This is a genomic window from Acinetobacter haemolyticus, assembly GCF_003323815.1.
Lineage (GTDB): Bacteria > Pseudomonadota > Gammaproteobacteria > Pseudomonadales > Moraxellaceae > Acinetobacter > Acinetobacter haemolyticus.
This window is the reverse complement of sequence record NZ_CP030880.1, coordinates 713,567-726,380: the sequence shown is the minus strand read 5'-3', so window position 1 is coordinate 726,380 and position 12,814 is coordinate 713,567. Positions and strand designations below refer to the sequence as shown.

At 42.0% G+C, this 12,814-nt stretch carries 13 protein-coding genes; 6 read left to right on the top strand and 7 right to left on the bottom strand.

Annotation, left to right across the window (positions count from 1 at the left end):
- The first annotated feature begins 140 nt into the window (after window positions 1-140).
- Window positions 141-1,355, top strand: a complete 1,215-nt coding sequence (locus tag DS737_RS03430) for an OmpP1/FadL family transporter (RefSeq protein ID WP_113996767.1) — start codon at window positions 141-143, stop codon at window positions 1,353-1,355.
- A gap of 98 nt (window positions 1,356-1,453) precedes the next feature.
- On the opposite strand, the gene thrH is transcribed toward DS737_RS03430, so the two are convergent.
- Window positions 1,454-2,071 carry a bifunctional phosphoserine phosphatase/homoserine phosphotransferase ThrH gene (gene thrH / locus DS737_RS03425; protein ID WP_004640546.1) on the bottom strand — a complete coding sequence of 206 codons (618 nt, stop codon included), beginning with the start codon at window positions 2,069-2,071 and terminating at the stop codon, window positions 1,454-1,456.
- Window positions 2,072-2,244: 173 nt separating this feature from the next.
- On the opposite strand from thrH, the gene DS737_RS03420 reads away from it, so the two are divergent.
- Together DS737_RS03420 and DS737_RS03415 are read left to right on the top strand one after the other, a co-directional pair.
- Entirely contained in the window at window positions 2,245-2,976 is a 732-nt protein-coding gene (locus DS737_RS03420) for a phosphoadenylyl-sulfate reductase (RefSeq protein WP_004640549.1), read from the top strand.
- A 183-nt stretch (window positions 2,977-3,159) separates the two neighbouring features.
- Entirely contained in the window at window positions 3,160-4,548 is a 1,389-nt protein-coding gene (locus tag DS737_RS03415) for a WS/DGAT/MGAT family O-acyltransferase (protein ID WP_005083130.1), read from the top strand.
- 29 nt (window positions 4,549-4,577) lie between these two features.
- On the opposite strand, the gene DS737_RS03410 is transcribed toward DS737_RS03415, so the two are convergent.
- The 6 genes from DS737_RS03410 to DS737_RS03385 all read right to left on the bottom strand — a co-directional run bounded on the left by DS737_RS03410 (window position 4,578) and on the right by DS737_RS03385 (window position 9,339).
- A complete protein-coding gene (locus DS737_RS03410; protein WP_004640552.1) occupies window positions 4,578-4,751 on the bottom strand; it encodes a PA1571 family protein in 174 nt (57 codons plus the stop codon).
- Window positions 4,752-4,885: 134 nt separating this feature from the next.
- Window positions 4,886-6,340, bottom strand: coding sequence for a ribonuclease G (gene rng / locus DS737_RS03405; RefSeq protein ID WP_004640553.1), 1,455 nt, complete (start codon window positions 6,338-6,340; stop codon window positions 4,886-4,888).
- Window positions 6,341-6,394: 54 nt separating this feature from the next.
- Window positions 6,395-6,955, bottom strand: a complete 561-nt coding sequence (locus DS737_RS03400) for a Maf-like protein (RefSeq protein WP_113996766.1) — start codon at window positions 6,953-6,955, stop codon at window positions 6,395-6,397.
- Window positions 6,943-7,437: a rod shape-determining protein MreD gene (gene mreD, locus DS737_RS03395; protein WP_004640557.1), complete on the bottom strand. Its 495-nt coding sequence runs from the start codon at window positions 7,435-7,437 to the stop codon at window positions 6,943-6,945. Before mreD ends, DS737_RS03400 begins: the two co-directional genes overlap by 13 nt.
- Window positions 7,424-8,281, bottom strand: a complete 858-nt coding sequence (gene mreC / locus DS737_RS03390; RefSeq protein WP_005083136.1) for a rod shape-determining protein MreC — start codon at window positions 8,279-8,281, stop codon at window positions 7,424-7,426. The genes mreD and mreC overlap by 14 nt, the downstream gene beginning before the upstream one ends.
- 17 nt (window positions 8,282-8,298) lie before the next feature.
- A complete protein-coding gene (locus DS737_RS03385) occupies window positions 8,299-9,339 on the bottom strand; it encodes a rod shape-determining protein (protein ID WP_004640560.1) in 1,041 nt (346 codons plus the stop codon).
- 133 nt (window positions 9,340-9,472) lie between these two features.
- Here DS737_RS03385 and gatC point away from each other — a divergent pair, with 133 nt between their 5' ends.
- From gatC to gatB, 3 genes are read left to right on the top strand one after another with little or no spacing between them, the layout of a single operon-like run.
- Window positions 9,473-9,790, top strand: coding sequence for an Asp-tRNA(Asn)/Glu-tRNA(Gln) amidotransferase subunit GatC (gatC, locus tag DS737_RS03380; RefSeq protein WP_005083137.1), 318 nt, complete (start codon window positions 9,473-9,475; stop codon window positions 9,788-9,790).
- A gap of 53 nt (window positions 9,791-9,843) precedes the next feature.
- Complete coding sequence (gene gatA / locus DS737_RS03375) at window positions 9,844-11,322, top strand: Asp-tRNA(Asn)/Glu-tRNA(Gln) amidotransferase subunit GatA (protein ID WP_113996765.1); 1,479 nt, start codon at window positions 9,844-9,846, stop codon at window positions 11,320-11,322.
- On the top strand, window positions 11,322-12,791 hold the full coding sequence (gene gatB, locus DS737_RS03370; RefSeq protein WP_113996764.1) for an Asp-tRNA(Asn)/Glu-tRNA(Gln) amidotransferase subunit GatB: 1,470 nt from the start codon (window positions 11,322-11,324) through the stop codon (window positions 12,789-12,791). The genes gatA and gatB overlap by 1 nt, the downstream gene beginning before the upstream one ends.
- Window positions 12,792-12,814: the final 23 nt, after the last annotated feature.

Here is a 12,814-nt window from a genome sequence, read left to right as displayed (position 1 = left end):
ATCTATAAAGCCTTATGACTCAACAACTTTTCATGACTTTATCAGTTCATTTATGAACATTTGTAAAAATATTTTAGCACTCAAAAATTGTGTTACTTTTCGCGGCATTCTAGTTACACCTGATATGAGAGAAAATATCAATGAAGCTGCATGCGATTCAAACAGCAATTTTACTTAGTTTATTACCAACAACCTCTGCTTTTGCAGCAGCCTTGGATCGTTCTGGTCAGTCAATTTCAGCCTTCTTGCAGCCAAGCAATTATTTTGAAGCGGGTATTACTTTTCTAAGTGCGGACGTATCAGGGAAAGATACATCTCAAAATAATACAGGAGACATGGCAAATCATTATTACTCTCCAAGCGCAGCCTTAAAAATTCAAGCAACTGAACAATTTTCTATTGGTTTGCTTTATGATCATCCATATGGTGCTGATGCTGAATATCATGGTCAAAATAACTTTGTAGAAAATCGTCCTGTCCCGTTCCAAGGGAATACCTCAGTTAAGGTTCGTACTGAAAATTTAAATTTACTTTTCGGCTACCAACCCACTCAAAACTGGAATCTTTATGCAGGAGCCGTTTATCAAACACTGGATGCTAACGTATTATTACGTGGCACAAGTTACAGTGCCTATAATGGCTATGACTTTAAAACAGGTCGTGATGAAGCTGTTGGCTGGCTAGCAGGTGTCGCTTATCAAATTCCAGAAATTGCACTGAAAGCATCTCTCACCTATCGGGCAAAGATTAAGCATGAAATGAATGCTTATGAAAAACATAATGCTGCGGGTATGATCCCATCATCTCCTGATCTAAATGCAAGTCTGATTCAAATTAATAATGCCCTAGGCGTTACAGAAATTACCACCCCACAGTCAATCAATCTCGATCTACAAACAGGGATTATGGAAAATACTGTTGCCTTTGCTAACATTCGTTGGGTGAACTGGAAAGACTTTGCTATTCGTCCTTATAAGTTTGGTGCAGCATCAGTACTAACACCTATTGTAAATGGCTTTGATCTTGTCGCTTATACCGATGACCAATATTCGGTAACTGCGGGTGTAGGGCGTAAACTGAATGAGCAATGGGCGGGTAACGTATCTGTAGGCTGGGACTCAGGTGCTGGTAACCCAGTCACCACACTGGGTCCAACTGAAGGCTATTGGAATGTTGGCTTAGGTGTTCAATACAGCCCTGCTCCAAACTACTTCATCGCAGGTGGCGTGAAATATTTCTGGTTAGGTGATGCCAAAGCACAATCTGCCTCACAGTTTGAGACACCTGCTTATATCGCTGAGTTCAAAAATAATGATGCTATCGCTTACGGCTTAAAGATTGGTTATAAGTTCTAATTGCTTTTAATAAAACAAAAGGCGCATGATGCGCCTTTTGTTGCTTTTAGCTTCACTCTTTGAGAAATCTCATAAAATAGACTCTCTGGATAGATTTATTATTCTGGAATATTACGTTGCGATACTGAACGAATGGCTTGTTTTAAAGCCTCATAGCCATGCAAAGGTGGAAATTGAGGAAACTCAGCGATTACATTATCTGGTGCATCAAACAAGAATCCATGATCCGCTTCACCCAACATCGTCGTATCATTATAAGAATCACCTGCCGCAATCACACGGAAGTTCAAACCATGCAAAGCTTTAACCGCCTGACGTTTTTGATCTGGTTGACGAAGTTTATACGCGGTAATCATACCATTTTCGTCTGTCTCTAATTTATGACAGAAAATTGTCGGTTGACCCAGTTGCTGCATTAAAGGATGTGCAAACTCATAAAACGTATCTGAGAGAATAATCAGTTGGAAATGAGTACGTACCCAATCAACAAATTCCTTCGCCCCTTCAAAAGGCCCCATATCCGCAATCACCGCTTGAATATCATTTAAACCCAAACCATGTTGTTTTAAGATATTTAGACGCTGTGTCATTAGTACATCATAGTCTGGAATATCACGAGTCGTTGCCTCGAGTTCTTTAATCCCTGTTTTTTTTGCAAAATTAATCCAGATTTCTGGAACTAAAACCCCTTCAAGATCTAGGCATACGATTTCCATGAATGCTTCCAATGTTGGTTAAAAATTGCTGTATCATACCACTAACATTTTCAATTTTTTGCGCTGTTGTTGAATAAATCAGCTTTATTCTGCAAGATTAAAGTTGAGAGCAAGTAAACTGCTTTGCTTAGAATGATTTACAATTGTGCCCAAGCCTATCGCCAGGAACACCCATGACTGTTATTCCGACTATTGACCTTGTGGATGCGCTCGCTGCTGAATATGCAGAAAAATCGCCACGAGAAATTTTAGAACTTGCTTTAAGTCAACAAGGTGAAATCGCCATTTCATTTTCAGGTGCGGAAGATGTTGTATTGATTGATATCGCTTCTCGTATTGGTAAGCCCTTTCGTGTCTTTAGCTTAGATACGGGGCGACTACACGCTGAAACCTATCAATTTATTGAAACAGTCCGTAAGCATTACAATATTAATATCGAAATCTGTTTTCCTGAGTCTGCTGCAGTTCAACAATTCGTCAATGAAAAAGGCTTATTTAGCTTTTTTGAAGATGGTCATCAAGAATGCTGTGGGATTCGTAAAGTTCAACCTCTTCGTAAAAAATTGGCGACTTTAGATGGTTGGATTACAGGTCAACGAAAAGATCAAAGCCCAACACGTAGTGATGTTCCAGTGGTTCAGGCCGATGTTGGCTTTTCAGGGGAAGGTAAACAACTGATCAAGTACAACCCACTTGCCAATTGGAGTAGTGCCGATGTATGGAGTTATATCCGTATGATGGAAATCCCATATAATCCATTGCATGAGCGTGGTTTTATCTCAATTGGTTGTGAACCTTGCACACGCCCAGTTTTACCTAATCAGCATGAACGTGAAGGTCGTTGGTGGTGGGAAGAAGCAACTCACAAAGAGTGCGGTTTGCATGCTGGAAATCTAAAAAAATAAGCTGTAACAATTTTGGTATATAAAAACCACTGATTTGTCAGTGGTTTTATTTTTTCTGACTGCTGTGTACAAAGTCATATTTTAACCAGACGAAAGCGTATATACTGATCTCTACGGTTCAATAATACTAATAAGAGCTCCAAGAGTATCTTATAAAAAATGCGATGAGAGGCTATATCTGCTATGCGCCCATTACACCCGATCGACTTCATTTTTCTTTCATTAGAAAAAAGACAGCAACCCATGCATGTAGGTGGGCTGTTTTTATTTGAACTACCTGAAAATGCGTCTCCAACCTTTGTTCATGATCTGGTTGAAGAAATTCGTCAATCAAAAAGCATTCCAGTACCACCTTTTAACAATCAGTTAAATGGTTTATTTTGGGGTGAAGACAATGAATTCGATTTAGACCATCATTTCCGTCATATTGCTTTACCCAATCCTGGACGTATTCGTGAATTACTAGTGTATATTTCACAGCAACATAGTTCTCTTATTGACCGTGCTAAACCATTATGGACCTGTGACATTATCGAAGGAATTGAAGGCAACCGTTTTGCCATGTATTTCAAAATCCATCATGCGATGGTAGATGGCGTTGCAGGTATGCGCCTAATCGAAAAATCGCTTTCAAAAGATCCAAATGAAAAACATGTCGTTCCGCTCTGGTGTGTAGAAGGCAAGCGCGCTAAACGTTTAAAAGCTCCGAAACCACCAAGTGTTAGCAAAATCAAAGGTGTGTGGGATACCATTAAATCCCAGTGCGAAGTTGCTCCTAAAGTGATGCAAGAACTCTCTCAAACTATTTTTAAAGAGATGGGGAAAAACCCAGACTACGTTTCGACCTTCCAAGCACCGCCGTCGATCTTAAACCAACGTGTTAGCTCTGCCCGTCGTTTTGCAGCACAATCATTCGAATTAGATCGTTTCCGCACCATTGCCAAAACCCTAGGCGTGACCTTAAACGACGTCGTTTTGGCTGTATGTGCTGGTGCTTTACGCGAATATTTGATCAGTCATAATAGCTTACCGAAAAAGCCTTTAATCGCTATGGTGCCAGCATCACTACGTACCGATGACTCAGATGTAAGTAACCGTATTACGATGATTTTGGCCAATCTTGCCACTCATATCGAAGATCCAATCGAACGTTTGGAAATTATTCGTCGCAGTGTGCAAAACTCCAAACAACGCTTTAGTCGTATGACCGCAAATGAGATTCTAAACTATAGTGCCGTGGTCTATGGTCCAGCAGGATTAAACATCGCTTCAGGAATGTTACCTAAGCGTCAAGCCTTTAACCTTGTAATTTCTAACGTACCTGGTCCACGTGAACCGTTGTATTGGAATGGGGCAAAACTCGATGCACTATATCCTGCATCAATCGTGATGGATGGTCAGGCACTCAATATTACCTTAACCAGTTATTTGGATAAATTAGAAGTTGGTTTGATCGCATGTCGAAATGCACTACCAAAAATGCAAAACTTACTGACACATCTAGAAGAAGAAATTCAACGTTTTGAACAAAAGATTCAAGAGTTACCGCAAGAGAAGATTGTAAATTCGTAGAGAAAAATTAAGGGGCTTTCAATGGCCCCTTACTTTTTAATTGCGCGACAACGTTGTAGCAATTGATGGCAGGCTGAACGAATCATTGCCGTAGTAATCGGAACTTCTTTACCTTGGCTATCGACCATATAACAAGTGTTCACAGGATTGCTGTCTAAAACATGCTTAAAACCGTGACTCACTAATCTTTTACTTACATTCATTTTATATACCTCATTATATTTGCTAAGACATTGAAAAATGCCTATGGCTAATCTTATGGTTCTAGTATTTAAAATTCATGATCGAAAGTAAAATTTCAGTTGTAACAAGGATTAAGCGAAATCTTGTTACAACTTTAGCTTAAAATGATATCGTATTGCTCTTGCGTATATAAATTTTCCACTTGGAATTTTATGACACGGTTCACAAAATGCTCCAAATCCGCGACGGCTGGGGCTTCTGCTGTTAAAAGCCGATCAATCACTGCTGGATGCGCAACGACAGTAAAGCCACCCTTGGAATCAAATGCACGCGCATATCGCATGATCTCGCGAAATATCTCGTAACATACTGTCTCTGCTGTCTTCACATAACCGCGTCCTTGACAAGTTGGACATGATTCACAAAGTAGATGTTCCAAAGATTCACGAGTTCGCTTACGAGTCATTTCAACCAAACCCAGTTCTGAAACTTGAGTAATTTTGGTTTTGGCATGATCGCGTTCAAGCATTTTTTCAAACTGACGCATCACTTCTTCCCGATGCCCAGCTTCCTGCATATCAATAAAATCAATGATGATGATACCGCCCAAGTTTCGCAAACGGAGTTGTCTGCTAATGACTTGGGTCGCTTCCATATTGGTTTTAAAAACTGTGTCTTCTAGGCTTCGCCCACCGACATAGGAACCGGTATTAACATCAATGGTGGTCATCGCTTCTGTCTGATCAAGCATCAGATAGCCACCCGATTTAAGTGCTACACGCGTTTGTAAAGCTTTTTGAATATCTTCTTCGACATTGTATAAATCAAAAAGTGGTTTTTCACCCGGATAATGCAGCAAACGATTTTGAATGGTCGGCACAAACTCCTTGACGAAGTCATTCAACTTGCCATGAATTTCGCGCGAATCCACATAGATTTTAGCGGTTTCATCGCTGGCTAAATCCCGCACAATACGTTGAGGTAAAGGAAGCTCTTCAAAAATTAGCTCAGGTGTTGAAACTTCTTTTTGCTTCCGTTGAATGAATTCCCACAGTTTACTCAAGTAATTCATGTCTTGTGCAATCGCCGCTTCATCCACCCCTTCCGCAGCAGTGCGTACAATCACACTTCCAGGTAGGTTATGTTCAGCTTGAATATGCTCAATAATCCCACGTAAACGATCACGCTCTTCTTCCGCTTCAATGCGCTGAGATACCCCGATATGATTCCCATAAGGCATCAGCACAAGATAACGCGATGGGATCGAAAGATCTGTACTGAGTCGAGCCCCCTTCGTTCCGAGCATGTCTTTCATCACTTGCACGGTAAGCATTTGCCCAGGATGCAACAACTCAAAAACATTAGGCGTCGGTTGTGAACGAGGCCAGACCATATCATTGATATGCAAGAATGCTGTTCGAGATAATCCAATATCAACAAAAGCAGCTTGCATGCCCGGTAGTACACGGACAACCTTGCCTTTATAAATATTACCCACTAAACCACGTTTTGCCGTACGCTCAACAAATAGTTCATTGACCGTACCATTTTCAATCAACGCAACCCGACACTCCATCGGTGTAACGTTAATCAGCAACTCTTCTGCCATAACCAACTCAAAACTTTTATAAAAATTCTTATGCCGACAGCGTTAATGCAGAATTTATGCTTTAACGCTTTCTAATAACTGTACTGTTTCATACAAAGGCAGCCCCACCACATTACTATAACTGCCCCTTATTTGTGGAATATATTGTGCAGCAATTCCTTGAATGGCATATCCACCTGCTTTGCCAATCGGCTCACCTGTTGCCCAATACTTTTCCATTTCTGCGTGACTAAGCGTTTGCAACTCGACTTGTGTCCGCACTACTGTACTGCATATTTGAATACGACTGGCAACACAGACGCCAGAAAATACATCATGCCACTGCCCAGAAAGCTGTGACCACATTTCAAAAGCATGTTGCTTTGATTCAGGCTTACCTAAAATCTTTCCAGCAAAACTTAAATTGGTATCTGCTGCAACTACAATTGCAGCAGGAAATTGAGCTAAAACAGCACGCGCTTTTTCTCTTGCCAACCGTTCCACATAATGCACAACCGTTTCAGCATCCCTTACTGTCTCATCAATGTCTGGACTAAAAACTTCAAAGTCCAAACCCAGTTGCGATAAAAGCTCCTGCCTACGCGGCGAGCTGGATGCGAGAATTATATGCGCCATTTATGTAAACAATAATAAAGGATCGGCCAAGCTAAAACACCCGTAATCAACGGTTGCCAATGTCGAGCTAGAGAAAAATGCATACCTGTTATGGTCTGACACATCCATAAAAAAGTGATATGCATCACTATGGCAATACTTGCAATCACCCATGAATTACCAAAAGTTAAAATTCGTCGTTCACGTATGAAATAGCGCGTGGCAAAACAAATTAGCACAAAACTTAATGCGTTTAACCCCAGTGGCGCATCTAAAAGTAAATCAGCAAAAATCCCCATACCGAAGGCAAACCAGATCCCACACCAAACAGGTTGATAAAGAATCCAGAACAGCATCACCATCAACATCACCGCAGGTCGCCATCCTGACAACTCATACGCCAACGGATAGACCATCAATACCGATGCAATCACAATCGAGATGATGATCATCAACAAAGGATCTTTATTGGATTTGCTATAACTTAACTTAGCGATTGGCATAAGGCTGCTCCTTTGCCAATGACTCTGAGAACAGAACCACGACATGATGACCACTTGCCAGTTGAGCCGCTGGCACTACATCAATTTCAGCAAATTCACCAGAATTATGACGACTGACTTTCGATACTGTCCCGACTAAGTAACCTGCAGGGAAATGCTCACCTAAACCAGAACTGAACACCTTATCCCCAACTTTGATGTTTGCACTGGTCGCCACGTAGTCCATTTTTAACTGACCTAAATCACCAGTACCCGACACAATCGCACGCATACCTGTCCGCTCTAAGCGTACAGATAGAGAATGCTCTTTGTCAGATAACAACATCACACGCGCACTATGTGGATAGACATTGATGATCTGTCCCATGATGCCCTGATCATCCAAAACTGTTTGTCCAATTTTAAGCTGATCGGCAGAACCACGGTTGATAATAATGATATGACGTAATGGATCCGCATCCGTTCCAATCACTTCAGCAATCTGCATACGTCCATCAATGATCAATGGCGTATCTAATAAACCTCTTAGACGGTTATTTTCAGCAGAAAGTTCAGATAATTTTTGGAGTCGAACACGTGCTTGCAATAGCTCTGCTTGCATCGCAGTATTTTCACGACGCAATTGAGCTTCGGATTTGGTTTGTTGATTCAGCCATTCTCGCGACAGTACTGGATAACTCGCCAATGCATAAATTGGGTTATACGCGGCGTACAAGACATCCCTTGCTGGTTTAATCACATGCGGCATGCGCCAATCAAAAAATAGCACTACCAAACATGTGATCACTGCAATAACAAATGAGCGAAAAGATGGCGGTTGTCTTGAAAAAAGATTCGGTTGCACCGCCTAGTCCTTATGGTTTAGCCAACAAAAAGCATGTCGTGATTTGGATTGTCAAAGAACTCTAATACTTTTCCAGCGCCACGAGTGACACAAGTCAACGGATCTTCAGCAACCACAACTGGTAACCCAGTCTCTTGCGCAAGCATCTTATCTAAGTTACGCAATAATGCCCCACCACCCGTCAACACGATACCACGCTCAGCGATATCAGAAGACAATTCTGGCGGCGTTTGTTCAAGTGCAGATTTCACCGCACTGACAATGCTTTGTAATGGATCAGCAATCGCTTGCGTGATTTCATCAGAAGTCACGGTAATCGCACGAGGAACACCCTCAGCTAAATTACGACCACGAACTTCGATTTCTAATGTTTTACCATCAGCAACCGCCATTCCAACTTCTTTTTTGATCACTTCAGCTGTGGTTTCACCAATCACACAACCATGCGCTTTACGTACATAATTGATGATTTGCTCATCAAAAACATCACCACCGATACGTAGTGAATCAGCGTAAACACAACCTTGTAATGAAATGATTGCGATTTCAGTGGTACCACCACCCACATCCACCACCATCGAACCACATGCTTGCTCTACAGGCATACCCGCACCGATTGCTGCCGCCATCGGCTCTTCAATCAAGCGGACATCACGAGCACCTGCATTGAATACAGCTTCACGAATCGCACGGCGTTCTACCAAAGTAGATTTACACGGTACACAAACGACAACACGTGGTGCAGGTGGAAATAAACGCTTTTCATGTACTTTGCCAATAAACTGATGCAACATGGTTTCAGTTACTTCAAAATCAGCAATCACACCGTCTTTCATCGGACGAATCGCTGAAATATTCGCTGGGGTACGACCTAACATCTGTTTAGCATCAAGTCCAACATTGGCAACAATTTTTTGTGAACCACTATGGCGAATTGCCACGACAGTTGGTTCATTTAAAATAATGCCACGGCCTGGTGCATAAATAAGCGTATTAGCAGTACCTAAATCAATGGCTAAATCCGGCGAAAACAAGCCAATTAGTCGTTTTAGAATCACGGGGGCGTTCTCAATTAAACTTTGTGTGAATACAAGGTGGCAACTTTAACTAAATGTGATGATTTGAACAAGTCAATCGCTTATTATAACGCACGATATTTTGAAATTTTTTGATACTGAATTAGGTAAAGTTATGTCTACATCATCCGATGCTCCACAGACGGCGGATCTAAATGCGCAAACTGTATCGCAAATTGCAAATTTGGCACGCTTATCGCTAAACGACACGCAATCTGCTGAATATGCTCAAAGTTTAAATAAAATTCTGGGCATGATGGAAAGCTTGAAAGGCATTAATACCGATGATGTTGAGCCTTTGAAAAGCCCATTTGATAACCCACAACCATTACGCACAGATGCAGTTACTGAAAGCAATCACCGTGATGAATATCAAGCGATCGCACCTGCAACCGAAGCTGGTTTATACCTTGTACCTCGTGTAATTGAATAATTTTTATTCAATTAACTTTTATTTTATATTTAGAATGTAAAGAAATTTTTCATATGACAGATTTACATCGCTTATCAATTCGTGAACTTTCTGAAGGCTTAAAACAAGCCCAATTTTCATCACGTGAATTGACTGAACATTATTTAAAACGTATCGCCAAAATTGACGCAAAAGTAAAAAGTTATGTGACGGTGACCGCAGAGCAAGCCTTAGTAGAGGCGGATGCGGCTGATGCAGCAATCAAATCAGGCAATGCGCATGCGTTGGCAGGTATTCCTCTTGCACATAAAGATATTTTTTGTACCCAAGGCATTAAAACCACTGCGGGTTCAAAAATGCTGGACAATTTCATTTCACCTTATGATGCAACCGTGGTTGCCAAGGCTAAAGCCGCAGGTCTTGTGACTTTAGGTAAAGTGAATATGGACGAATTCGCGATGGGTTCAACCTCAGAAAGCTCTTACTTTGGTGCAACCGGCAACCCATGGGCCTTAGATCATGTCCCGGGTGGTTCATCAGGTGGCTCTGCTGCAGCTGTAGCGGCTGATCTTGCGCCAATCGCAACAGGTACAGACACAGGTGGTTCAATTCGCCAACCAGCTTCATTCTGTGGCTTAACGGGCTTAAAACCGACTTATGGCCGTGTATCGCGCTTCGGTATGATTGCGTATGCATCATCATTGGATCAAGGCGGCCCGATGGCACGTTCAGCAGAAGACTGTGCCTACCTCATGAATGTGATTGCAGGTCATGATGCTAAAGACTCAACTTCTGTAGACAAAGAAGTGGATGATTACGTGGCTAACCTAAACGGCACAGCGGTGAAAGGTTTACGTATTGGTATTCCAAAGCAATACTTCAATGTCGCTGGTTTAGATGCAGACGTGAAAACTCGCGTTGAAGAATCATTGAAAAAGCTTGAAGAAATGGGCGCGACTTTGGTTGAGATTGATCTCAACATGACTGAAGCCTACGTTCCAACTTACTATTTGATCGCACCTGCGGAAGCATCATCAAACTTGTCACGTTACGATGGTGTTCGTTATGGCTACCGTTGTGAAAATCCAAAAGACATTTTAGACCTCTACAAACGTTCACGTTCAGAGGGTTTTGGTGCAGAAGTACAACGTCGTATCCTGATCGGGACTTATGCGCTGTCTGCGGGTTACTACGATGCTTACTATGTGAAAGCACAAAAAGTACGTCGTTTAATCCAACAGGATTTCCTGAAAGCATTTGAAAATGTTGATGTGATTGCGGCGCCATCTGCACCAACGACTGCGTACAAAATCGGTGCGAACCTCAGTCCAACTGAAATGTACTTAGGCGATATCTATACCCTTGCTGTGAACTTGGCGGGTCTACCAGCCATCAATGCTCCTGTTGGTTTCGATAAAGACAGCTTACCAGTCGGTTTACAGTTAATTGGTAACTATTGGTCTGAATCACAATTGCTTTCGATTGTGCATCAATATCAACAAAACACAGACTGGCATACCAAACGTGCGGCAATTGCTGAGGAGAATGCATAATGGCTGAAGCTCAAAAGTTAAAGTTAATTGACGGTTGGGAAGTCGTTATCGGGATTGAGATCCACACTCAGCTTGCAACCAAATCTAAAATTTTCTCGGGTTCATCGACTGAATTTGGTCAAGACCCAAATACTCAAGCCAGCCTTGTTGATTTGGCGATGCCAGGTGTATTACCCGTATTAAATGCCGAAGTCGTTGATCTTGCAATTCGCTTTGGCTTGGGTATCGATGCCTATATCGATCAAGCCTCTGTATTTGCACGTAAGAACTATTTCTACCCAGATTCGCCAAAAGGCTATCAGATCAGCCAGATGGACAATCCAATTGTCGGCTTGGGTCATATTGATATTCAGCTTGAAGATGGTTCTACTAAGCGCATCGGCGTGACTCGTGCCCATCTTGAAGAAGATGCAGGTAAATCAATCCATGACCAATTCGAAGGCATGTCTGGGATTGACTTAAACCGTGCAGGTACACCATTACTTGAAATCGTGTCTGAACCTGATATGCGTTCCGTTGAAGAAGCAGTTGCTTATATCAAAGCCATTCACACCCTTGTGCGTTGGTTAGGTATTTCTGACGGGAACATGGCTGAAGGCTCTTTCCGTGCTGACTGTAACGTGTCTTTACGTCGTCCAGGTCAACCTTTCGGCACACGCTGTGAGTTGAAAAACCTCAACTCATTCCGTTTCATTGAACAAGCGATCAATGTTGAAATTGAACGTCAAATGGAAATCTTGGAATACGGCGGCGAGATTGATCAAGAGACTCGTTTGTTCGATCCAAACAAGATGGAAACTCGCTCAATGCGTTCAAAAGAAGAAGCGAACGACTATCGTTACTTCCCTGACCCTGACTTGTTACCAGTGATCATTTCAAATGAGCAAATCGAAGCGGCACGCGCTGCCCTGCCAGAATTGCCAGCTGCACGTCGTGAGCGCTTTATTGCTGACTTCGGTGTGACTGAATACGATGCACATGTATTGACGCTGTCACGCGAAATGGCGGACTTCTACGAGGCTGTTGTAGCTGCTGCTGGCGGTGCGAAGCAAGGTAAAGTTTCAGCAAACTGGGTGATGGGTGAATTCTCAGGTGCTTTAAACAAAGCAGGTCTAGATTTAGCAGACTCTCCTGTTTCTGCTGAGCAATTAGGTGGCATGATCGCACGTATTGTCGATAACACCATTAACGGCAAAATTGCAAAGCAAGTGTTTGGCTTTATGTGGGAAGCAGAAGGAAAATCTGCAGATGACATTATTGCCGAGAAAGGCTTGAAACAAGAAACCGATACAGGTGCGATTGAAGCGATTATCAAAGAAGTGCTTGCAGCCAATGAAAAAATGGTTGAAGAGTACAAGTCTGGTAAAGAAAAAGCCTTTAATGGTCTGGTTGGTCAAGTCATGAAAGCCGCAAAAGGTAAAGCTAACCCAGCTCAAGTGAATGAATTGATGAAGAAATTGATTGGTTAAGCTGATCTAATTTTAAAAGAAAA